Here is a 22436-nt window from a genome sequence, read left to right on the forward strand (position 1 = left end):
ACCAGTTTTGCCTGGCGGCCATAGCGAAGTGGAACCACCTGACCCATTCCGAACTCAGTAGTGAAACGCTTCAGCGCCGATGGTAGTGTGGGGTCTCCCCATGTGAGAGTAGGACACCGCCAGGCTTCAAATAGAGAACCCCAGTCCCGATGGACTGGGGTTTTTTTATGCCTGTAAAACAGCAAACAGCGAATAGCGAACTTGCTCGCCTTTATCTGACCTCTGGTTTAAAATGCGGCTATGATGAAACACCGTAGTAATATCTCATTAAAACCGTTACATAGCTTTCAGTTGCCGTATTACGCCAGCGAGGTTACCGAGATAACTTCTGAAGCTGAGCTTGAGCGCCTTGAAGGCGACTTTCTCGTGCTTGGTGAAGGCAGTAATACTATCTTCACTTGCGACTTTGACAGACCCATTGTGCGAATTTTGCTGGACCATATTCACGTTGAGGAGTCAGCGGATTACTTTACCTTACGGGTCGGCGCAGGGGTTAACTGGCACGCGCTGGTGAGCTATACCCTTGAACATACTATCCCTGGCTTTGAAAACTTAGCTTTGATTCCGGGCAGTGTCGGTGCGGCGCCGGTACAAAATATTGGCGCTTATGGTGTTGAGGTTGGTGAATACATAAACTCAGTCAAGGCATGGGATCGTCAGACCCGGCGCTGGCATACGTTCAACCGAGAAAGCTGTGAGTTTGCCTACCGGGACAGCATTTTTAAACGCAGCGCCGGTCGTTATCTGATTACCGAAGTTGAGTTTTGTATGCCCAAAGCATGGGTTGCGCGCTTAAACTATGGCGCGTTGAAGGAACTGCCTCCCAACGTCAGCGCTCAAGAGATCATGCAAGCGGTAATCGCTATCCGCAATAGTAAGTTACCAAACCCAGACATCATCCCTAATGCCGGCAGCTTTTTTAAAAACCCGGTGATTGAGAAACTACAGTTTCTTGAATTGCAGGAGCGCTTTCCTGCTATCGCACATTATCCGGTTGCCGATGGCAAGGTTAAGTTAGCCGCAGGTTGGCTTATCGATCAATTGGGCCTGAAAGGCTTTCGTTGTGGCGGTGCCGCGGTTCATGCTCAGCAAGCATTGGTTTTAGTGAATCAAAATCAGGCAAAAGGCGAAGATGTGCTGCAACTCGCCGGGACAATTCAGGCTCGGGTAGCCGAGGTATTTGGTGTTAACCTGGAAGCTGAAGTTAGACTAATGGACAGTAAAGGCCTAATGGACTTATGAGCAAACGTAATGAACGGATGATCCGCGTTATCGAATTACTTGCCGATGGGGAATTTCACTCGGGTGAGACCATTGGTGAACAGATTGGCGTGTCACGCACGGCAATCAGTCAGTATATCAAGGATATCCAGGCGCTGGGTCTCGATGTATTCAGAGTTACCGGCAAAGGCTACAAGCTATCTCAAAGTATTGAGCTACTTGATGAAGCCAAAATTTCGACGGCGTTGACGGCGCTTTCCGAAAGTCAGGCTCCGGTAACCTTGCAGCGTATTGTTGGCTCGACCAACGACAGTATGCGTGCCCGGCTACAAGCAGGGCAATTGCTAAAGGCCGGTGAAGTATTGTTAGCGGAAGCCCAAACCGCAGGCCGGGGGCGTCGGGGAAAAAGCTGGTACTCACCCTTTGCCACCAACTTATATCTGACCATGTACTGGCCGCTTAACCGGGGCATGTCGGCTGCTATGGGCCTGAGTATTCTGGTAGGTACGGTATTAGCCGAAACCATACGCGCTAGCGGCGTCAACGACGTCTCCCTGAAATGGCCCAATGACGTTTTAGTTGATGGTAAGAAATTGGCTGGCATTCTTATCGATCTGGAAGGCCAGGCGGTGGACAGCGCCCACGCTATCATTGGCGTTGGAGTCAATTTGTCGATGCCGGATTGGCTGGAGATGCCGATCGATCAACCCTGGACCGATCTGCAAAGCGAATTAAATAATCAGCCGCTGTTACGTAATGAGTGGGTGGCGAAATTTATTGCTGCACTGCGCGCAGCGCTTATGGAATTTGAGACGCATGGCCTGGCTCCATTTATCCGGCGTTGGCTGGATTTTGACGATCTTTATCAGCGACCAGTGAATCTGGAATTCGGTGAGCGCAAGTTGCAGGGCATCGCTCAAGGTATCGCTGCCGACGGTGCTTTGTTAGTTGATGTTGCGGGACAAGTGAAAGCTTATCACGCAGGAGAGGTAAGTTTACGATATGACCCCAGTTAAATTACTGATAGATGCCGGGAACACACGCGTTAAGACCGCTTTAATGGATGCTGAAGGCCATATTGAGCCGTGGTTTAATCAATCCTACGATGATCTCGAACAGTACCCGCTAAGCGACTCCCTGACCGATGTCTGGCTGGCACCAGTGGGTGGTAGCGTGCAGCAGCAACAGCTGAATAACTGGCTGAAAGATTTGCGCGAACGCGTTCATAACGTGGTGTCAGAGCGCACTGCATTTGGTGTCACCAACGCCTATGCAGAACCCCTCAATTTGGGCGTGGATCGCTGGCTGGCGTTATTGGGCGCTTATAATGAGTTGGCTAAGCCGACGCTTATCATCGACGCCGGTACGGCGATTACCGTTGACTGGGTCGACGCGCAGGGGCAGCATCTGGGAGGCTGGATCACGCCGGGCGTCGAACTAATGCAAACCTCGGTAACGGCCCGGGCACCACGAGTCTTTGCTCATCAACAGCAAATGTGGGGCAGAGTAAATCAACTTGGCACCAGTACGCCGGATGGCCTGATGGATGGCTGCGTCAATATGTTTGCCGGACTGGTTCGGCAGGCATTACATGTCACTGAGGCAGAGTTGGACTGGTTTGATTTCCGCGTGCTTTTTAGTGGCGGGTCGACACCCTTATTACCCATGGACTTGAAACGTCGCGGTGAGCATCGCAGCGAACTGGTATTGCAGGGGCTTGCGCTTTATGCGGGGGCTTAAGGTAAATAAAAAAGGCGCTCGAAGCGCCTTTTTTAGTGAACTGTGCATGCACTCTTAAGACAAACGGTCACGAAAGTCCTCGTACTCAAACTTACGCACCAGATCAAAGTTGCCGTCACGGCGCAGGATGCCGATAGATGGATGCTCGACCCCATTAAAGAAAGAAGTCTTCACCATGGTGTAGTGCATCATGTCTTCAAAAATGATCCGTGATCCGGGTTTAAGCGGCTCAGCGAAACTATAAAGACCAATCACATCGCCTGCCAAACAGGAGTTACCACCCAACTTATAGGTGTGGGCGAGTACGCCTGGCTCCCTGGCGTAGGTGATCGTCGGGCGATAGGGCATCTCAAGCACGTCAGGCATATGCGCTGTCGCAGAAATATCGAGAATAGCAATCGCGCCTTCGTTTTCGACAATATCGACTACTTCGGCAACCAATGGCCCGGTTCGCCAGGCAACCGCTGAGCCCGGTTCCAGGATGATCTGTAAATCATAGGTCTCACGCAAGCGCTTGAGCTGCGCAATCAGGTGATCAACGTCGTAACCTTCGCGCGTCATCAAATGCCCGCCACCGAGATTGAGCCACTTCATCTTCTTCAGCAGTGCACCAAACTTGGCTTCCACCGCTTGCAAGGTGCGTTCCAGTGCGTAGGAATCACACTCACACAAGTTGTGTACATGAAGGCCTTCAATACCGGTTAAGTCCGCCCCTTCAAGATCAGCGGCGCGAATACCGAGTCGTGAACCAGGCGCACTGGGATCATAAAGTTCGGTTTCTGCTTCCTGATGCTCAGGGTTAACCCGCAGGCCGGGCGATACACCTGAAGCTGCAACTTTTTCACGGTATGCTTGCCATTGCGTCAGACTGTTAAACGAAATGTGGTTAACCAACGGCAACAGCTCGTCTATATCACTCGCCTTGTATGCCGGCGCATAGGCGTGCACCTCGCGCTCAAATTCGTAAGCGGCAAGCTTTGCTTCCCAGACTGAGCTGGCGGTACAACCTTTCAGGTAGTTCCGCACCAGTGGGAAGGTACTCCACATCGAGAAGCCCTTTAACGCCAGAATAATGTCGGCGCCGCTTTCGTCCTGAACCCGTTTCATCAGCTTAAGGTTGCGCTCCAGTAACGCCTCGTCACATACGTAACAAGGCGATGGGATCGCTGCAGATAAGTAAGGATGACTCATAACGTTAGCGCTTAAATGGCGATTCGCATTCGACCACGTGCCATGGCAGGCCGTATTTATTCAGGCGCTCCATAAACTCGTCAGGGTCGAATTGTTCCATATTCCAGACACCTGGTTGCATCCAGCGCTCTTGTAACATCATTGACGCGCCGATCATTGCAGGAACGCCAGTGGTATAAGAGACGGCCTGTGCACCTACTTCGGCATTACACATCGCGTGATCACAGTTATTAAAGATAAAGATGGTTTTCTCTTTACCGTCTTTGATACCAGTAACATAGGTACCAATACAGGTCATGCCGGTATACCCCTCAGCCAGCGAGCCCGGGTTAGGCAGAACCGCTTTCAGAAACTCCAGTGGAACGATTTTCTGGCCCTGGAATTCGACCGGCTCAATCGAAGTCATGCCGACATTTTCCAGCACCCGCAAATGGGTCAGATACTGGTCACCAAAGGTCATCCAGAACCGTGCGCGCTTCAGCGTAGGGAAGTGCTTCACCAATGACTCAAGCTCTTCGTGGAAGAGCAGATAGGACGCACGAACGCCCACGTTCGGATAGTCCAGATCTTCACGCACACTGATAGGGGCTGTTTCGTGCCACTCGCCATTTTCCCAGTACTTGCCGCGCTGGGTAATTTCACGAATATTAATTTCAGGGTTGAAGTTGGTGGCAAACGCCTGACCGTGGTCACCACCATTACAGTCAACGATGTCGAGGTAGTGAATTTCATCAAAGTAATGCTTGGCAGCATAGGCGGTAAATACGTTGGTTACGCCCGGGTCAAAGCCTGCGCCAAGCAATGCCATAATGCCTTTTTCTTTGAAACGCTCGTGATAAGCCCACTGCCACGAATACTCGAACTTCGCTTCGTCTTTTGGCTCGTAATTCGCAGTGTCGAGGTAGTGGACGCCAGTTTCCAGACAGGCATCCATGATTGGCAGATCCTGATACGGTAAGGCAACGTTGATAACCAGTGCTGGCTCGACTTTGCGGATCAGTGCGGCAACTTCATCAGCATGGTCGGCATCGACCTGATACACACCAACAACCCGATCTTTACCTGCTTCTTTCTGCAATGCTTCGCATTTAGACAGCGTACGGCTGGCAAGGTGAATCTCTGAAAAATACTCAGGCAACATTGCACATTTTTTTACCACTACACCGGCAACGCCGCCAGCGCCAATAATCAGTACTCTTGACATGAAAACGACCCTTTTTTTGATTCCATAAACGGGTGACTTAAAGGCTGAAAGATAGCATATTTTTCAAAAAACAGCATCCGCTGTTAGCACCGGGACGCTGTCTGAGTTAAAAAATTGCTGGCTTCGCCGCGCAGCCACTGCTCAAGTTCAGCGCGACTTGCCTTCGCGTAAGCCTGGCTTAGCGCTGCGATACTAACTGTTGGATCAAACACGCTTTGTCGGTAATCAAACACCGGGTTCCGCTGCTGCAGCCATAACAGATACCAGGCAAAACGAACATTCGACAACGGCAGAAAACCGCGCACGAAGCCCTTAATAATAGCCTGGCAAATGGCGAACAGATCAGGTGCGACAGGATCGATCGTCGCGCCCTGTTGCCACGCAAGTTCAAGTGTTTGCAATTCGCCAAGCTGTTGTAACTGATGCTGCGCACGTGGAGTAAGCCCATATCCCCAAATCGCACTCACACTGCCGCTGGCAGGGTTCTTTTTCAGTCCGCGGCGTAATTCGCGGAAGTTGGTATGTTGCCAAAAACGCAGTACTTCAGCAGAGATGCCAAAACTGGTGCCCAACGCATCGAAGCCCTGGTTGCGTGCTGTGTCGGCTATGTGGCCGAGCATCGCTGTAGCGATGCCGTGTCGCCGCTGATCGGCGGCCACGGCAATACGTACCACGCGTAACCAGCGCCAGTTCAGGCATTGTGGTTGTTGACGGTAAAATCCGAGTGCCTGGGGCAGCAACTCGCCTTTCACCCGCCGGCGTCCTTCAACGACTGCGGCCTGGAGTTCGACGGGCAGCGGTCCCTCTGCCGCCAGCCAGCAGACTCCCACCAGCGTCGTGCCATAAAAGCTCAGTAACAAACGTTGCCGGCTATCGTCGAGTAACAGACGTAAGTCATTGGGACTGCTCTGGTAGTGGGCTTCAAGCAATAGCGCCATGGTTTGCCGTAAATGTTCTTCGGTCAGCTCGCTGGCGTGACACTGCCGCAACGTCAGTACCTCGTTGCGCGCGTTGCCGGATTCTGAAACCGGCGCGGCCAGCAGCAAAACCTCATGGAGCCAGGGCTCACAATTGTCCGCTGGCGACCAACGTAATGGTGTCACCAGGCGATGCATGCGCACATCAGCATGATGTTGCAACCAGGCCACAAAACGCAGAACAAAGCCTTTTCCGCAGCCTTCGTAACCATCTACCGTGGTCGCAATAGCCCACACCTCATAATGTTCAATAAGCTGCTTCAAGATGTGCAGAGGGAGCGCTGCAGCCTCATCAATGATAAGTCTTTGCCCGTAACTTTTGGTGTCGTGCAGTAACTTATCCCAGGCGCGAAACTGTACGCTAGCGCCGGCGTGTTGCAGCAAAGTGGTCACGGCCGCGGGCTGGGGAGCGGTGACCAGCAGCGGGGCTGCCGATGATAGGGTACGAGCCGCAAGCCCCAGTGCGGTGCTTTTACCGCGCCCCCTGTCGGCGACGATGACATGCGTCTGCTTCGGAGCCTCTTGTAGTTTCTTAATTAACTGTTGTTGCTCAGCGCTTGGGAAGCCGGGCGAATTCGCACCTGGAAGGTGTAGCTCAGGTGTGGTTTCAAGTTTCGCAATCAACTCCCGCCAATGGCTAAAACAGCAGACTAACGGGTAGCTCTGAGCATAACGGCACAAACGCTGCTGAAATGGTGAGGAATGGACTGGCAATATCAGCCACAAACAACCGCCACCTTCAACCGTACCGGCGAGTGCCGCCAGAGCGTCAGCATGAATAAGCTGCTGGAAATCCATCACCACATGTTGTTGGGTAAGCCCCAGATAATCGCGGTAACGATGCACGCGGGCATACTGCCCGGCAGCGTCGGCTAACCATAACGCGTCGCTTAGGAGAGCCTGTAACCGGGCGTGAATATGCGCTCGTTCATCAGCTGTGGCGGCAGAAAAAATAAAGACAGCACGTTGCCGTGCTGCCTTTAATTGCGTTAGCCACTGTTCGAGCATGGTGTTGCCTTACAGGAACGACACACCGAAGAACTTGGTTGCTACGGTATTGGCGAAGATAATCGCAAGAATGACCGGTATAAAAGTACCAACAGAGAAATTCACGTACTTATGCAGCAACGATGTCTTATAAGCCGCGTTACCTTCACTCATCTCAGCAGTGAAGTTCTCGCGTTTCCAGCGGAAGCGGACAAACAGACAAATAAGCAAACCGTTTAACGGCAGAATCGTTTCGTAGAACACATCGACGATGACATCAAACAGAGACTTGTCCATACCTGCATAATGAGCAATTTTACTTACCCAGGGCAGCAGGCCAAACGAAGTGGCGGCTAACAAGGTGAGGACGGTAATCGCCAGTCCCATTACTAACAGTGCTTTTTTGCGCGAGACGTTATGGCGTTCCATAAACGATGAAGTTGGTACTTCAATGATCGAAACCAACGAAGTGATTGCCGCGACGAACGCAAGCAGGAAGAAAATAGCCGCTGCGACGCTGGCAAAGCCGTAGCCGACGATATCCGTCAACTGCATGAATATTTGTGGGAAGAACGAGAAAATCATCGACACTGATGAATCACTCAGGCTTTCCGGGTTAGTCTCAGGGTAAATGGCAAAAATCGCCGGTAAGGTCATCAGGCCGGCGGTGAAAGCTACAGCAGTATCAGTCACTGCCACCAGTTTACCTGAGGTAACAATATCGTCACTACGACGGAAATAGGAGCCGTAAGTAATCAAAATACCCATACCTAAGGAGAGCGAGAAGAACGCCTGAGCCAAGGCCCCGTTAATGACGCTGCCATCGATCTTACTGAAATCAGGAACCAGGTAGAACTGAACCCCCGCCATGGCGTTATCCAGGGTAAGCACAAAGATAACCAGCAAAATCAGCATCAGGAACAGCGTCGGCATGAGAATTTTTGAGGCGCGCTCGATACCTTTACGTACCCCGCCAACCAGGATGAAGTTAATAATTACGGTAACTGCAACCAAATAGCCGACAAAGGAGTAATCGTTGACGAACTGACCGAAGTATTCTGGCTGCGCGATGAGCTCAAGATTTCCCGATAAGGTCTGGAACAGATAGCCGAAAATCCAGACGGTAATGACCATATAGAAAACGGCGATCATAAAAGGCGTGAAAGTAGCTAACCAGCCGGCCAGTCGCCAGTGCGTCGTTTGTTGGCCAAGCTCGGCATAGGCTTTATAAGGGCTGTGCTGTGAGCGTCGGCCCAAGCCCATCTCGGCAAGCATCACTGGTAAACAAATGAAAGCCACAAACAAAGCATAAATAATCAAAAAGGCACCACCGCCGTTTTTGGTGGCAGCTACCGGAAAACCCACCAGGTTTCCAATACCAACGGCAGAGCCTGCGGCTGCAAGAATAAAGCCTATTTTCGAGCTGAAATGCTCGCGGGATGTACTCATAACGGAGACCTTTGTTTATAGTTATTATGCGTTGAGTAAATCGGAGCATAGGTGCTTGCCCAACTGTGCCTGCCGCCCGGACCCCGAAAGTTATTCGCTCAATCCTAGCGTATGACGTAAAATGCGGCAAGCACCAACAGCTGAAGAAAGCGATGCAACGAGACCTTTTTGCTACCAGTGAACAACAACGACCTATTTTCTTAGGTCAGCAAGCTGCTGTCCTCAAAGGCTTTGCCCTGGCACAAAGTGAACAGTTGTGGCAGGCAATTCAACAGGTCGTAGCAGTTGCACCCTGGCGTCAGCTGCATACTCCCGGCGGCCGGCCCATGTCCGTACGCACCAGCAACTGCGGTGACTGGGGCTGGCATAGCGACAGGCGTGGTTACCGATATGTCGCCCAGGACCCATTAACCGCATTACCCTGGCCAGCTTTGCCTGCCTGTTTCCTGCAACTGGCACAGGACGCCGCCCGGCAGCTCGACTTTCACAACTATCAGCCTGATGCCTGTCTGCTCAACAGTTATCGCTGCGGAACCCGGATGGGGTTGCATCAGGACCGTGACGAAGCTGATTTGAGTGCGCCCATCGTATCCGTTTCACTGGGGTTACCGGCTGAATTTTTATGGGGCGGTTTAAGGCGAAATGACCGCTCAGAAAAGATCATGCTCGAGCACGGCGATGTCGTCGTCTGGGGCGGGGTAGACCGGCTTCGGTTTCACGGCGTGAAAAAGGTTGTGGCGGGGGAGCATCCGCTACTCGGCGAGCAGCGGATTAACCTTACTTTCAGACAGGCAAAAAGCTAGTACATCATGCTATACAGCAGGCGCCGGTATTTCGCCGCCAGCGGATCACCTTTTGGTAAACCATTCAGCATATCCAGGGTCTGCTTGCGGGCGTTGGCGAAGTTAAAGTCGCTGCGCAATACCGAGAACGCTGCTTCGAGTGCTTCTTCCATGCGCTGCGCCTGATACAGCTTACCAGCCAGCTCAAGCTTCAATGCCAGATTGTCCGGTTGTTCCGCGACCTGCTCCTGTAAAGCCCGAAGCTCAGGACTATCAGCAGCCTGCTTGGCCAGCTCAAGTTTACTCGAAACATGCTGATAGTAACTGTCCTGATCAACCAGTCCAATTTGCTGCAACAACTCCTCGGTTTGTTCAATACGGCCGACGCTGCAGGCCGCATCGGCAAGCGTCAGCTTGACCACTGCATTGTCAGGTTGTAAGTCATAGGCTTGTTTGGCCACGGCGTAAGCGTCCTGAAACTGCTCTTGCTGCAACAGGTCTTGTGCTTGTTGCAACAAGTCTTCGCCCGGGCCCGGGATCTGTGCTTCGATTCGTGCGCGAATGGCACTTTCGGGTTCCACACCGGCAAATCCGTCAACCGGCTGACCGTCTTTAAAAAATGCTACGGTTGGCAGGCTGCGGATACCAAACTGAGCGGCCAATTGTTGCTGTGCGTCGCAGTCGATCTTGGCCAGCGTAACCCGATCGCTGAATTCATTGGCCAGTTTTTCCAGTACCGGCATTAACTGTTTGCAGGGCTCACACCAGTCGGCCCAGAAATCAACCATAACCAGTTTGTTTTTTGACGCTTCCAGAATGACTTGCTGGAAGTTTTCCATGGTGACATTAATACCAACGTTTGCCACGATTTATCCTCTTTAAAATTGATTGCTTAAATTTGCTTAGTTAAACCAACGCAATAACTTTTGCTTGAATGACGTGTAAGGTGGATAGCGAAAATTCGGGTCAAACCAAAACGGTCGCTGCATGACCGCTTTATGGTGACTAAAGGTGTCGAAACCAAATTTACCGTGGTAGCGCCCCATACCGCTATTGCCGACCCCGCCGAAGGGGAGCTCAGGATTGAGCATAAACATCAAGGTGTCGTTGTTACACTGGTTGCCGGCGTGGGTTTGCTCGGTCAGTTGCTGCAGTGAACGCGCTGAGGCGCTAAACCCATAGAGTGCCAGCGGTTTGTCGCGCTCGCGAATGAATTCGATGGCACTGGCCAGATTGGGAACTGACAGTACCGGCAATACCGGGCCGAAAATTTCTTCTTCCATGACCGCACTGTCCAGCGCAACGTCATCAAGAATGGTCGGTGCCAGATAGCGGGTCTGACGGTCGTAATCACCACCATGAACCACCGTACCCTGGTCAAGATAGCTAACCAGGCGTTCCCAGTGTTTCTCATTAACGATACGGCCGTAGTCATTGGCGTCACTGGCGTCGTCGCCATAGAACGCATCGGTTGCCTGGCGCAAAGCGGAAATGAAATCTTGCTTGATACCTTCGGCAACCAAAACATAGTCGGGCGCAATACAGGTTTGCCCGGCATTGAGCCATTTGCCCCAGGCAATGCGCCGCGCTGCTATTTTTATGTCAGCGTCATCTAGTACCACCGCAGGGCTCTTACCACCGAGCTCCAGCGTCACTGGCGTCAGATGCTGCGCAGCCGCTTCCATAACGATACGGCCGACGCGTCCGCCGCCGGTATACATAATGTGATCAAAGCGCTCGGCCAGTAACTGCTGCGCGACATCGGCCCCACCAGTCACCACCCGGACTGCCTCGGATGACAAATAGTCGGGCAGTAAACGCGCCAGAATAGCGGCAGTCCTGGGTGCCAGTTCCGACGGTTTTACCACCGCGCAATTGCCGGCGGCCAAAGCCGCTATTAAAGGGCTGAGTAATAGTTGCAGGGGATAATTCCAGGCACCGATAATAAGCACCACCCCCAATGGCTCAGGTTGCAGAAAGCTTTTGCCCGGCCAGGCCAGCATGGGTTGTGATACCCGCTTGGGCCGCATCCATTTACGCAACTGCTTGCAGGTATGTTTAATGTCGGTATGTAAATAACCAAGCTCCGTCAGCCAGCCTTCAGCATGACTCTTACCCAGATCATTGGTCAGGGCTTCAAGCAGATCGTTTTCATGCTCTTCCAGTAGCAGTGCTAACTGTTGCAGCTGTTCAACACGCCACTGCCGCGGCCGGGTCAGGCCGCTGACATAGGTGTGGCGTAAGCGTTGCATCATTTCCTTCATGCGAAGCCGCCCAGGGTGAGAGTTTTGGTTTCCTGATATTCCGCAAGGCCATAGCGCGACCCTTCACGGCCAATACCTGACTGTTTCACGCCGCCAAAAGCATTATAGGCATGTGAAATTGCCCCGGCATTGATACCCAGCATGCCACACTCCAATGCGTTACTGACGCGGTCGATGCGGCGGTAATCCTGGGCACAGAAATAGCCTGCCAGACCAAAGGGCGTATCATTTGCCTTGCGGATGCCTTCCTCTTCGTCGCTAAAGCTCTGGATAGCGACGACCGGGCCGAAAATTTCTTCGCTGGCAATGTCCATGGTTGATGTCACTTCGGTCAGCAGGGTCGGCGCATAGAACAGCTCGCCCAGCTCATCGAGTACGTTGCCGCCCAGCAAACATTCGGCCCCATTGTCTTTCGCATCGTTAACCAGACGCTGCACCTTGTCAATGGCATCCTGGTCGATCAGCGGGCCATAGTCCACTTCGTCGGCGGTGCCACGGTCAACCTTAAGCTGCTCCATTGCGCTTTTAAGCTTATTAACAAAACTATCCAGCACTTTCTCTTGCACCAGAATACGATTAGCGCTGATACAGGTTTGTCCGGCATTACGGAATTTACAGATCAGCAGCTGCTCGACGGCAAGATCAAGGTCGGCATCGTCAAACACAATGAAAGGTGCATTGCCGCCCAATTCAAAGGAAACTTTTTTCACATTACTGGCACATTGTTCCATCAGTTTTTTACCTACGGCGGTCGAGCCGGTAAAACTGAATTTACGAATCAAAGGATGTTCGGTCAGTACCTTGCCTACATGTTTCGCCTCGTAGCTGGGGACGATATTCAGGACCCCGTCAGGAATTCCTACCTCACTGGCTAACTGTGCTATCGCCAGCGCCGATAATGGAGTCAGATGCGGTGGCTTCACCACAATGGTGCAACCGGCAGCAAGCGCGGGCGCAACCTTGCGGGTAATCATGGCGTTGGGAAAGTTCCAGGGCGTTATGGCGCTACAAACGCCTACCGGCTGCTTACTGATCCAGACGCGCTTGTCGTCGCTTTGTCTGGGTAGGACATCGCCGTAACTACGCTCGGCCTCGCCAGCGAACCACCTTACAAAGCTGGCACCGTACTCAATTTCAGCGGCAGCTTCGGCAACGGGCTTGCCTTGCTCGGCACACATCAGCTCGGCAAGCGCCTGTTTGTTGGCCTGCATCGAGTCGAACCATTTCAGTAATAGCTCAGACCTTTCCTGTGGGGTGCGATCGCGCCAGCCGGGCAAGGCGCGGTGTGCCGCCTCGACGGCGCGTTCAGCGAGCGCTGCGTCAGCGTCGGCAACTTCGGCTAAGACTTCGCCGGTAGCGGGGTTAGTGACTTCGAAGCGCTGATCGACAGGTACCCAGTGACCATCAATGAACGCATTAGACTTGGTTAACGAACGCATGCTATGGGATGACATAGGTTTACCCCCTGCAGTTTCAGTAAATGATTGTTTTATGAGTATGTTGCTTATACGCCGTAGTTTCAATGATAGTTTATCTTGTTATTTAGCGACAATTAGCGTATAGTTCGCGCTCCTCAGGGTTACTACCGCTAATGATGGGAGCGGCTCAACCCCTGACTCGCTGGGGTTCAGCGCCTATTATCCTGCCAGAGTGTTCATCGTGTTCTGTAGCTGGGCGTACTTCCCCCTATAAGCTTTACAGAAATGATGTGAGAAAAATATGACAGAAGTAACTTCAGGCCAGTCGTTCGCCGACTTGGGCTTACCTAGTGCTGTGCTTAACCAACTGGACAGCATGGGCTTCACTGCGCCAACACCTATTCAGGAACAAGCAATTCCTGCCCTTTTAGATGGCAAAAACGTGCTGGGCGAAGCCCAGACCGGTACCGGTAAAACCGCCGCTTTTGGTTTGCCGGGGTTAAGCATGATTGACGCACAGACTCGCGAGACGCAAATGCTGGTAGTCGCACCAACCCGTGAGCTTGCCATTCAGGTAGCTGAGGCGCTAAGCGGTTTCGGTCAGAAAATGCGCGGGCTGGAAGTTGCCACCGTTTATGGTGGTGCCGCTTTCGGACCACAGATCAAAGCTTTACGTACCGGCGCACAAATCATTGTGGGTACGCCAGGACGTCTGCTTGATATGTTGAACAAGGGCCTATTGAAGCTATCTGCATTGCGCATGGCAGTGCTGGATGAAGCCGATGAAATGCTCAACATGGGCTTTATCGACGACATCGAGACGATCATGGGCGCAGTGCCGAACAGTGCTCAACGCGCACTGTTTTCAGCAACGATGCCGAATGCGATTCGCAAATTAGCGAAAACCTTCCTGGTTAACGAGGCAAGTGAGCAACCGATCAACATTAAAATTGCACCGAAAACGCAAAATAAAGCGAATATTCGCCAACGCGCGTGGCAGGTTCGTGGCCTGACCAAAATGATGGCGCTGACCCGCTTGCTGGAAACGATGGAATATCAGCGCGTGTTGATTTTCGTACGTACCCGCAGTGACACCATGGAAGTGACCGAGCTGTTACAAAAATCTGGTTTCAAAGCCTCGCCTTTAAGCGGTGATTTAAACCAGTCTCAGCGCGAGCAAACGGTGAATCAGTTGCGTAGTGGCCATATTGAAATTCTGGTTGCCACTGATGTTGTCGCACGTGGTCTGGACGTCCCCGAAATTACGCACGTGGTGAACTATGACTTGCCGGGTGACAGTGAATCTTATGTTCACCGTATTGGCCGGACGGGCCGTGCGGGTCGCAGCGGCGAGGCGATTTTGTTCTATCGTCCGCGTGAAAAGCACTTGTTGCGTCAGTACGAGCGTTTGACCAATAGTTCCATTGAGTTCTTTGAAGTACCCAATGCGGCTGAACTGAGCGCGCATCGTCAAAACTCATTGCAGCAAAAAATTGTAGCGAAAGTCGCTGACAGTGACTTAAGTGAAATGACTGCCATCGTCGAAAAGATGCAGCAGGAGACTGGTTTATCAGCAACTCAGATCGCGGTTGCGCTGTTGGCTGAACAACAGACCCAGCGTCCGCTTATCGTGCCAGCTGATCCGGCACCGAAGAAATTTGCTGAGCGTCCGGAGCGCGGCGACCAGAAACGTGGCGAGAAGCGCAACAGTCGTGACCGTCGTGACGCCAACGTTGAATTTGATACTTATCGTATTCAAGTGGGACGTGAGCATGGCGCGCGGCCACAGGATATCGTTGGTGCCATTGCTAACGAAGGCGATATCGACAGCAAATATATCGGTCAGATTCAGCTGTTTGATAATCACAGCCTGGTAGAACTACCAAAAGGTATGCCAACGGGTGTGTTGCGCATTCTGCAACGGGCACGGGTACGCCAGCAGCAAATGGGCATGGAGCTGGCTGACACGAACATAGCCGCACGGCCACGTAAGCCGCGTGGTGAGCGTCCGGCGCCACGTGGTTTTGCCGGTGGTAAAGAGCGTCAGGGACGTGGTGAGCGTCGCCCGCGCCGTTTTCAGTAACCACTACTAAGAAATGACTCGAAGGGGAGCTGTCGCTCCCCTTTTTTATTGCAGCTGTTCGAGAAACTTCTCGGCCTCGTTAAGAATCTCCTTTTTTTCAGTGCTGTCACGCTGTTCCCACTGTTTTAAAATGAGCCCCATACGGCCGTTACTTTGCAAATGGTCATAATGCCGGTCAATAAAATTCCAGTAGAGATAATTAAACGGACATGCCTGCGCACCGGTTTTTTGTTTCACGTCGTAGTCACAGCTGGCGCAATAATCAGACATTTTATGAATATAGCTACCACTGGAAATATAGGGCTTGGTGGCCAGAACGCCGCCATCGGCATACTGACTCATGCCCCGGGTATTCGGTAGCTCCACCCATTCAATAGCGTCGATATAAATGCCCAGATACCAGGCATCTACCGCGTCCGGGTCACAGCCTGCGAGTAAGGCGAAATTACCGGTGACCATCAGCCGCTGAATATGATGCGCGTAGGCATGCTCGAGCGACTGTTGAATACTCTGCGCCAGACAATTCATGCGGGTTTCGCCATGCCAGTAAAACTCAGGTAAGGCGCGGCGGTGATTAAAATGATTGCGATCGCCATACTCGGGCATAAATTGCCAGTAGATGGCACGCACGAACTCACGCCAGCCAATGATCTGGCGCACAAAGCCCTCAATCTGGTTCAGTGATATTTCATCGCGGTTCTCGCGCCAGGCGGAGAGTGCTTTCTCGACGACCACCCGCGGGCTAATCATTTTACTGTTCAGGGCAAACGACAAGCGCGAGTGATAAAGGCTCCACTGTGCGTCGAGCATCGCATCCTGGTAATCCCCGAAGTGGGGGAGGAAGCGTTTGGTGAAGTCTGCCAACTGCTGTTTGGCGTCTTTACGGGTCAGCGGCCAGATAAACTGACTGGCATTGATTGCCCCCAGTGTCTTGACGTTCTCTGCTTCGAGCATTTCGTAAATTTCCGTGACATCGTGGGAAAACGTAAGCGGTTGCGGAATGTCTTGCGTGTCTTTTGGAGTTTTTCGGTTGTCCTTATCAAAATTCCATTGCCCGTCTGCCGGCTTATCACCGTCCATAAGGTAGCCGGTTTGTTTTCGCACGCGCCGGTAAAAATGCTCCATCATGTAGTTGGCTTGCTTACCGAACCAGTCCTCTAATACTGTTCGCTCCGTCAGAAAATGTTCAGTGTCATACCAATGCACCTGTGCCGCGCAGCGCTCGCTCCACTTGCTGAGCTGCTGATCCAACCGATACTCGTCGGGTTGTTGCAGGTGTACCTGGTCGGCGTTGCAACGCTCCAGCAGCCGCGCGAGATTATCGGTCAGTGACGATTGATTATCGGCATGATCAAGGGTTAAATACAAAACCTGATGTCCGGCTTCAGCAAGGGCACTGGCAAACTTACGCATGGCAGCAAAAAAGCCGACCACTTTTTGAATATGGTGCTGACAATATTCCGTTTCCTGGCGCAGTTCATACATAACGAACAACCTGTTGGCTTGTTGTTCGCGGTACCAGCTGTGATCGGCGTTCAGCTGGTCGCCAAGAATTAAGGCGACAGTATCGATGTCTTGTTCGGGCACGTCACTTAAGCATAACCAGCATTTTGAGCTTAAAAATAGCGGAGATGTTGAAGTTGCCATAATCCTGTTAATCGCGAAAAAGTGTATTAGAGTTAATAGTCGGGTACGGTGCGCTAAGGCAAACAGATCCTTATAAAAAGCTGGTAAATTTGCCGCGAAACATAGCCAGAGTGGGCATAATTTGGCATTATGCACCGATTCGCAGAAGAGTCTTACAGGCAGGAAACTATGCAGCCAGTTAATGTCATTTGTATCAAGTGGGGCCAGAAATATGGCGCCGATTATGTCAATACGCTTTACTCAATGGTCAGCCGCAATTTGTCGCGACCATATCGTTTCGTTTGCTTCACTGATGACCCTGAAGGCATTCGCGACGAAGTCGAGGTTAAACCTATTCCCGAAGTAGGGTTCGCCGATTTTGATGAGCGTAAGCCATGGACGTTTGGCCATGGTTGGCTGAAATTAACTGTCTTTGCCGAACCGCTTTATGACTTGCAGGGGCCCACGCTATTCCTCGATCTCGATATCGTCATTGTGGGTAGTCTGGACGAGTTTTTTGAGCCTGAAGGCGAGTTTCTGGTCATTAAAGAATGGGATAAATCAGATGCTACAGGCAATACTTCGGTGTTCCGGTTCAATATTGGCGCCCATGTAGACGCACTTGAGCATCTGAAAGAAGATCCGGTGGGTGCCCGTAAAAATGTACGCAACGAACAGGAATATATCACCCAATATGTCGACCGCCAGGGCAAACTGAAATACTGGCCGGCAGAGTGGTGCCGCAGCTTCAAGCGTCACTGTTTGCGCCCGTTCCCGTTGAGCTTTTTTCAGCAGCCACGCATTCCTGAAGGCGCCAAGGTCATTATTTTCCATGGTCGCCCACACCCTGACGACGCCATTGCCGGCCGCAGTGGTAAATGGTACCGCAAAGTTCTGCCCACTACCTGGATCAAAGAGTACTGGCGCTAAGTACCATGACAGCCGCGTATCGTTTACTCATTCGGCTGTTACTGCCTCTGGCGTTCGTATATTTGTGGCTTCGGGGCAAAAAAGCCCCGGCCTATCGGCAACGCTGGTCAGAGCGACTGGCATTGCAGCCAGTTCCTCCGGCTTACCGGCATGGCTTATTGATTCATTGTGTCTCAGTGGGCGAGACTGTCGCCGCGCGGCCTTTGATTGAGGGCATCTTAACGCAGTACCCGCACTTACCCGTAACACTATCGTCCATGACGCCAACCGCCGCCGACTTAGCGCAGCGATTATTTGGCAGCCGCGTTCACCACCTTTACTTACCCATCGATACGCCCGGTGCGATGCGCCGCTTTTTTACCAAGCTGGCGCCCCGTGCAGCGATTATTCTGGAAACTGAACTCTGGCCCTGCTTTCTGCGCGAAGCGCGGTGCCGTCGGGTGCCGGTTATGTTGCTGAATGCCAGGATGTCGGAAAAGTCGCTGGCGTCTTATCAGCGTAATAGCTGGTTGCTGGGACCCATCTGGCAACAACTACGTTGGGTCGCCGCGCAGACGCAAACGAGTTGTGAACGTTTTATCGAGTTGGGTGTACCGGCAGATAAACTGGCCAGCCGGGGCAACCTGAAATTCGACAGTCATGTAGCAGCTACGACACTCTCCGAAGCTCACGAGTTACGCCAGCGCCTTGCCCGCCCGGTGGTCGTGGCAGCGAGTACTCATAAAGGCGAAGATGAACAGATACTTGATGCCTTTGCTGACGTGCTGGAAAACGAACCTTCGACCCTGTTGATTCTGGTGCCACGTCACCCGGAAAGATTTGAAAATGTCGCAGAGCTTATCGGTCAGCAAGGCTTCGCGCTGCAGCGGCGCAGTTCAGGCGATTTACCTGATGAACAGCATCAGGTCTGGTTGGGCGATACGATGGGCGAGTTATTACTCTGGTATGCTGTGGCTGATGTTGCCTTTGTCGGCGGCAGCTTAATCACGCGAGGCGGCCACAATCCGCTGGAGCCAGTGGCCACTGATACCGCCATCGTCAGCGGTCCTCACGTATTTAATTTTAAAGAGATTTTTGCGCGGCTTGATGCAGCGGGCGGCATGCGCTGGGCTGAAGGTGCTGAAGATTTGGCACAACAGTTGACCGAGTTACTCCAGAAATCAGAGTTGCGGTCAAAATTGCAGCAGGCAGCGCGCCAGGAATTTGCGCAGGATCAAGGTGCAACGACGGCAATGTTAAATGATATAAGCCATTGTCTGCCGCAGTTAACCAAGGGAGAAAAGCTGAATATGGCAACCGTTGAGAAATTGAACCCCTCAGCAAAGGAAGAAATCTGGTATCGCAGCGATCGCTTTGAAGCTTTTCAGGAAGCGTACTTTGACCCCGATTTCTGGCGCGCCCGCGATCAAATAAAAGGCGCAGCTACTGGCAGAAGCACGGCCTGGTTTATCGCCGGCGAAAAAATCGATATGTTATTACGCCACTATTATCGCGGTGGACTGGTCGGAAAACTCAATAAAGACAGGTTTAAACGTGAACCTGTTGCAGAAAGCAGGGCGATGGCAGAGTTTGAGCTGCTCCTGCAATTAAGAGAGCAAGGTTTACCGGTGCCCGAGCCCCTGGCTGCGCGCTATAAAAAAGCGCCATGGTGGGGCTACCGCGCAGATATACTGGTGGCAGTCATTCCCGGTGCCAAAGATGTATTTAAATGTTTGTCGGAGCGTCCACTAAGTGCTGATGAGTGGCACAAGCTCGGGGCTGCGATTCGCCAACTTCATGATGCCGATGTTTACCATTCAGACCTGAACTGCCACAACCTGATGTTAGACAGCGCCGATAAAGCCTGGATCGTTGATTTCGATAAGTGTGAATTTCGTGAGAGTGGGCAGTGGCGCGAAGGGAATCTGGCGCGCTTATTACGTAGTTTTAAAAAGGAATATCGTAAAGCGCAAGAGGCCAGCCGGGACTTCCATTGGCAGGAAGAGCGCGACTGGCCTTTGCTGATGGCGGGGTATGAAAACGCGCGTTAATCGCGCGTTTGACCCGTACCTGTGACCACGAATTTCTCGGTGGTCAATGCCTGCAGTCCCATCGGGCCATAGGCATGCAGTTTACTGGTCGAGATACCAATTTCTGCACCTAAACCCAGCTGACCGCCATCACTGAAACGTGAGGAGGCGTTCCACATGGTAACCGCCGAATCGACTTCGCGAATAAAGCGTTGCGCAGTGGTTTCATTCTCAGTAGCAATGACTTCAGTGTGGCCACTGCCGAAATCCTGAATGTGCTTGATACCAGCGTCAAAGTCGGCGACGGTGCGGACCGCAATCTCAAGCGCCAGATACTCTTCGCCAAAAGCGTCAGTACTAATGATATCTGGTTGCTCAAAGTAGCTTGCAGAGGTTTGGTCGCTGTGAATCTTAACGCCTTTTTCCTGCAATGCCGCTGCCGCTTTTGGTAAGAACTGCTCGGCAATATCTTTATGCACCAGCAGGCCTTCCAGGGCGTTACAAACACCGGTACGCTGTGTTTTGCCGTTCAGCAACAGATTCAGCGCTTTATCCAGATCCGCGTCCTTATCAACATACAGATGGCAAACACCTTTGTAGTGCTGAATAACTGGTATCTTACTGTTATCGCTGACAAAGTGAATCAGACCTTCACCGCCACGCGGGATGACCAGATCAATATAGTCGTCCTGTTGCAACAGGTTAAGCATCAGATCACGATCGGGTGTTGGCACCACGGTAATGACGTCCTCTGGCAAATCGCTCTCGCGCAATGCTTCATGCAACGCGGCGGCGATAGCTTTGCTGCTTTCGATAGCTTCGCGACCACAGCGTAGGATGACGGCATTGCCTGATTTAAAACAAAGGGCGCCGGCGTCAGCTGTAACGTTAGGACGCGCTTCATAAATCATGCAAATAACGCCCAGCGGGATACGCATTTTTTCGACCACGATGCCGTTCGGGCGGGTGGTAAACGGCATCCGCTCGCCGACGGGATCTTTCAGTTCAATAATTTCTTCAATTGCGGTGGCCATCCCCTCAATCCGCTCAGGGTTTAGCTGCAGACGGTCGAGCATGGCATCAGAAAGGTCTTTCTCGCGACCTGCAGCCATGTCCTGCTGGTTGACCTCAAGAATTTTGTCCTGATGTTTACGGATGGCATTGGCCATACGTTGTAAGACATCATTTTTTTGCTGCTCTGTCAGTGTTGCAACGGCACGCGCGGCAACGGCGGCGCGTTTGGCAATATCACTGGCTACGGAGTTACTCATACATCCTCCAATATCATTAAATCGTTACTTTCGATGACTTCGGTGATTGGGCTATAACCATATTGTTCGGCAATATGGCTCACTTCCTGGCCTTTAATATGCAGCAACTCATGTGAGCTGTACTGACAAATGCCTTTGGCAATGGCTTCGGCATTTTCGCCATTGCGAATAACCACTGCGTCACCGCGATTGAAATCTCCCTGCACGTCAACAATTCCGGTCGTTGTTAACGACTGACCATCCAGCAGAGCATCAGCAGTTGTGCTGTCGACCACAATCTCACCCTGTGAGATCAACGTGTGGCGCAACCAATGCTTCTTGTTGCTCATCGGGTCTTGTTGGCGTTTGAATAAGGTGCCAGGGTTCTCACCCTGCAACATTAATTCGAATGTTTCGCCTTTGCGGCCGTTGACAATATAGGTGTCAACGCCATGCGAGGTTGCCTTTTCTGCTGCTTCAATTTTGGTACGCATACCACCGGTGGCAATCTTGTTCGTGGTGCCGCCGGCAAGGGCAAATATTTCTTCAGTGATCTCATCGACCACCGGAATCTTCTTGGCGTCGGGCTTGACCCGTGGGTCAGCATCAAACAAGCCGTCAATATCCGAACAAATAAATAGCGCGTCAGCGTCAACCAAAGTTGCAACCATTGCTGCCAGGTTGTCATTGTCACCCACTTTCATTTCGTCGGTGGCAAGGGCATCATTTTCATTCACAATAGGCAATACATCGTGTTCTAACAATGTATGTAAGGTATTGCGAATACTTACATAACGCGCGCGGTCGCGAAGGTCGCCATGGGTCATAAGTACCTGAGCGCAGGGGAAATCAAAAAAGCGCGACCAGTTGGCCATCATGTCGCTTTGTCCCACCGCCGCCATGGCTTTTTTCACCGTTACCGGAATGGTATCGCTGTTATAAGCGATATGCTTGCGTCCGGCCGCAGCACTGCCGGATGAAACTAACACTATCTCTTGCCCACGCTCATGACACTCAATGATGAAGCGGGCGATAGCTAATAAGTATTTACTGCTCGTTCCTGTATCGTCTGGCGCAATCAACGCACTGCCAACTTTTACGACGGCACGCTGCCAGGAAGGCATTTTCATAGTGGCTCCCTCTCAAAAAATTCGTTCGTAGTCTAACAGATATGTAGGGGTTTCTCTAGGTTGAGACTATAAGCCGTGGCTATGTTGATCATAGCTTAGTAAAATTTAGGAAATAGTGCTCAGGAAATGAGCAAGAGGGGGCGGTGCAGGCAATAAAAAAGCCCCTGTTAATGGG

The 22436-nt window shown here is 52.0% G+C and carries 17 protein-coding genes and 1 rRNA gene; 8 read left to right on the forward strand and 10 right to left on the reverse strand.

From position 1 onward, the window contains the following. Nucleotides 1–10: 10 nt before the first annotated feature. From rrf to CWI71_RS06270, 4 genes are all read left to right on the forward strand, one after another. Nucleotides 11–125: ribosomal RNA gene (gene rrf, locus CWI71_RS06255) — 5S ribosomal RNA — on the forward strand. Nucleotides 126–240: 115 nt separating this feature from the next. After that, nucleotides 241–1242 carry a UDP-N-acetylmuramate dehydrogenase gene (murB, locus tag CWI71_RS06260; protein ID WP_126754418.1) on the forward strand — a complete coding sequence of 334 codons (1002 nt, stop codon included), beginning with the start codon at nt 241–243 and terminating at the stop codon, nt 1240–1242. Next, nucleotides 1239–2237 (forward strand): bifunctional biotin--[acetyl-CoA-carboxylase] ligase/biotin operon repressor BirA, encoded by a 999-nt coding sequence (birA, locus tag CWI71_RS06265; RefSeq protein WP_126754419.1) that lies wholly within the window; start codon nt 1239–1241, stop codon nt 2235–2237. The genes murB and birA overlap by 4 nt, the downstream gene beginning before the upstream one ends. Continuing rightward, complete coding sequence (locus CWI71_RS06270) at nt 2224–2961, forward strand: type III pantothenate kinase (RefSeq protein ID WP_126754420.1); 738 nt, start codon at nt 2224–2226, stop codon at nt 2959–2961. The genes birA and CWI71_RS06270 overlap by 14 nt, the downstream gene beginning before the upstream one ends. A 54-nt stretch (nt 2962–3015) precedes the next feature. On the opposite strand, the gene nspC is transcribed toward CWI71_RS06270, so the two are convergent. From nspC to CWI71_RS06290, 4 genes are all read right to left on the reverse strand, one after another. Further along, the gene (gene nspC / locus CWI71_RS06275; protein ID WP_126754421.1) at nt 3016–4152 is read right to left on the reverse strand and encodes a carboxynorspermidine decarboxylase; all 1137 of its coding nucleotides are present in this window, start codon (nt 4150–4152) and stop codon (nt 3016–3018) included. A 4-nt stretch (nt 4153–4156) separates the two neighbouring features. Further along, a complete protein-coding gene (locus CWI71_RS06280; protein WP_126754422.1) occupies nt 4157–5356 on the reverse strand; it encodes a saccharopine dehydrogenase family protein in 1200 nt (399 codons plus the stop codon). 83 nt (nt 5357–5439) lie between these two features. Further along, nucleotides 5440–7341, reverse strand: a complete 1902-nt coding sequence (locus CWI71_RS06285) for a GNAT family N-acetyltransferase (protein WP_126754423.1) — start codon at nt 7339–7341, stop codon at nt 5440–5442. A gap of 9 nt (nt 7342–7350) precedes the next feature. Further along, on the reverse strand, nt 7351–8769 hold the full coding sequence (locus tag CWI71_RS06290) for a sodium-dependent transporter (RefSeq protein WP_126754424.1): 1419 nt from the start codon (nt 8767–8769) through the stop codon (nt 7351–7353). A gap of 152 nt (nt 8770–8921) precedes the next feature. Between CWI71_RS06290 and alkB the strand changes: the two genes are divergently transcribed. Further along, on the forward strand, nt 8922–9572 hold the full coding sequence (alkB, locus tag CWI71_RS06295; protein ID WP_126754425.1) for a DNA oxidative demethylase AlkB: 651 nt from the start codon (nt 8922–8924) through the stop codon (nt 9570–9572). Here the strand turns inward: alkB and trxA are convergent. The 3 genes from trxA to CWI71_RS06310 all read right to left on the reverse strand — a co-directional run bounded on the left by trxA (nt 9569) and on the right by CWI71_RS06310 (nt 13269). After that, on the reverse strand, nt 9569–10390 hold the full coding sequence (gene trxA / locus CWI71_RS06300) for a thioredoxin (RefSeq protein ID WP_126754582.1): 822 nt from the start codon (nt 10388–10390) through the stop codon (nt 9569–9571). The two genes, alkB and trxA, sit on opposite strands and share 4 nt — an antisense overlap. A 63-nt stretch (nt 10391–10453) precedes the next feature. Continuing rightward, a complete protein-coding gene (locus tag CWI71_RS06305) occupies nt 10454–11815 on the reverse strand; it encodes an aldehyde dehydrogenase family protein (protein ID WP_126754426.1) in 1362 nt (453 codons plus the stop codon). Further along, complete coding sequence (locus CWI71_RS06310) at nt 11812–13269, reverse strand: NAD-dependent succinate-semialdehyde dehydrogenase (RefSeq protein WP_241967649.1); 1458 nt, start codon at nt 13267–13269, stop codon at nt 11812–11814. Before CWI71_RS06310 ends, CWI71_RS06305 begins: the two co-directional genes overlap by 4 nt. 265 nt (nt 13270–13534) lie before the next feature. On the opposite strand from CWI71_RS06310, the gene CWI71_RS06315 reads away from it, so the two are divergent. Beyond that, nucleotides 13535–15316 (forward strand): DEAD/DEAH box helicase, encoded by a 1782-nt coding sequence (locus CWI71_RS06315; protein WP_126754427.1) that lies wholly within the window; start codon nt 13535–13537, stop codon nt 15314–15316. Between the two features lie 45 nt (nt 15317–15361). Here the strand turns inward: CWI71_RS06315 and CWI71_RS06320 are convergent, their stop codons facing one another. Then, a complete protein-coding gene (locus CWI71_RS06320) occupies nt 15362–16963 on the reverse strand; it encodes a cryptochrome/photolyase family protein (RefSeq protein ID WP_126754428.1) in 1602 nt (533 codons plus the stop codon). Between the two features lie 168 nt (nt 16964–17131). Here CWI71_RS06320 and CWI71_RS06325 point away from each other — a divergent pair, with 168 nt between their 5' ends. Together CWI71_RS06325 and waaA are read left to right on the forward strand one after the other, a co-directional pair. Next, entirely contained in the window at nt 17132–17872 is a 741-nt protein-coding gene (locus CWI71_RS06325; protein WP_241967650.1) for a glycosyltransferase, read from the forward strand. Beyond that, the gene (gene waaA / locus CWI71_RS06330; protein ID WP_241967652.1) at nt 17821–19902 is read left to right on the forward strand and encodes a lipid IV(A) 3-deoxy-D-manno-octulosonic acid transferase; all 2082 of its coding nucleotides are present in this window, start codon (nt 17821–17823) and stop codon (nt 19900–19902) included. The genes CWI71_RS06325 and waaA overlap by 52 nt, the downstream gene beginning before the upstream one ends. Here the strand turns inward: waaA and CWI71_RS06335 are convergent. Both CWI71_RS06335 and proB read right to left on the reverse strand, forming a co-directional pair. Beyond that, on the reverse strand, nt 19899–21152 hold the full coding sequence (locus tag CWI71_RS06335) for a glutamate-5-semialdehyde dehydrogenase (RefSeq protein ID WP_126754430.1): 1254 nt from the start codon (nt 21150–21152) through the stop codon (nt 19899–19901). The two genes, waaA and CWI71_RS06335, sit on opposite strands and share 4 nt — an antisense overlap. Continuing rightward, the gene (gene proB, locus CWI71_RS06340; RefSeq protein WP_126754431.1) at nt 21149–22261 is read right to left on the reverse strand and encodes a glutamate 5-kinase; all 1113 of its coding nucleotides are present in this window, start codon (nt 22259–22261) and stop codon (nt 21149–21151) included. Before proB ends, CWI71_RS06335 begins: the two co-directional genes overlap by 4 nt. Nucleotides 22262–22436: the final 175 nt, after the last annotated feature.

The organism is Pseudidiomarina insulisalsae, assembly GCF_003987065.1.
GTDB lineage: Bacteria > Pseudomonadota > Gammaproteobacteria > Enterobacterales > Alteromonadaceae > Pseudidiomarina > Pseudidiomarina insulisalsae.

Excerpts from the sequence above, each read along its gene's own strand:
- birA (WP_126754419.1), top strand. The coding sequence starts at position 1,239 with ATGAGCAAACGTAATGAACGGATGATCCGCGTTATCGAATTACTTGCC.
- waaA (WP_241967652.1), top strand. The coding sequence starts at position 17,821 with ATGGTACCGCAAAGTTCTGCCCACTACCTGGATCAAAGAGTACTGGCG.
- CWI71_RS06310 (WP_241967649.1), bottom strand. The coding sequence starts at position 13,269 with ATGTCATCCCATAGCATGCGTTCGTTAACCAAGTCTAATGCGTTCATT.
- nspC (WP_126754421.1), bottom strand. The coding sequence starts at position 4,152 with ATGAGTCATCCTTACTTATCTGCAGCGATCCCATCGCCTTGTTACGTA.
- CWI71_RS06290 (WP_126754424.1), bottom strand. The coding sequence starts at position 8,769 with ATGAGTACATCCCGCGAGCATTTCAGCTCGAAAATAGGCTTTATTCTT.
- CWI71_RS06285 (WP_126754423.1), bottom strand. The coding sequence starts at position 7,341 with ATGCTCGAACAGTGGCTAACGCAATTAAAGGCAGCACGGCAACGTGCT.
- CWI71_RS06270 (WP_126754420.1), top strand. The coding sequence starts at position 2,224 with ATGACCCCAGTTAAATTACTGATAGATGCCGGGAACACACGCGTTAAG.
- CWI71_RS06305 (WP_126754426.1), bottom strand. The coding sequence starts at position 11,815 with ATGAAGGAAATGATGCAACGCTTACGCCACACCTATGTCAGCGGCCTG.
- CWI71_RS06320 (WP_126754428.1), bottom strand. The coding sequence starts at position 16,963 with ATGGCAACTTCAACATCTCCGCTATTTTTAAGCTCAAAATGCTGGTTA.
- proB (WP_126754431.1), bottom strand. The coding sequence starts at position 22,261 with ATGAAAATGCCTTCCTGGCAGCGTGCCGTCGTAAAAGTTGGCAGTGCG.
- CWI71_RS06280 (WP_126754422.1), bottom strand. The coding sequence starts at position 5,356 with ATGTCAAGAGTACTGATTATTGGCGCTGGCGGCGTTGCCGGTGTAGTG.
- CWI71_RS06335 (WP_126754430.1), bottom strand. The coding sequence starts at position 21,152 with ATGAGTAACTCCGTAGCCAGTGATATTGCCAAACGCGCCGCCGTTGCC.
- alkB (WP_126754425.1), top strand. The coding sequence starts at position 8,922 with ATGCAACGAGACCTTTTTGCTACCAGTGAACAACAACGACCTATTTTC.
- CWI71_RS06315 (WP_126754427.1), top strand. The coding sequence starts at position 13,535 with ATGACAGAAGTAACTTCAGGCCAGTCGTTCGCCGACTTGGGCTTACCT.
- CWI71_RS06325 (WP_241967650.1), top strand. The coding sequence starts at position 17,132 with ATGCAGCCAGTTAATGTCATTTGTATCAAGTGGGGCCAGAAATATGGC.
- murB (WP_126754418.1), top strand. The coding sequence starts at position 241 with ATGATGAAACACCGTAGTAATATCTCATTAAAACCGTTACATAGCTTT.
- trxA (WP_126754582.1), bottom strand. The coding sequence starts at position 10,390 with ATGGAAAACTTCCAGCAAGTCATTCTGGAAGCGTCAAAAAACAAACTG.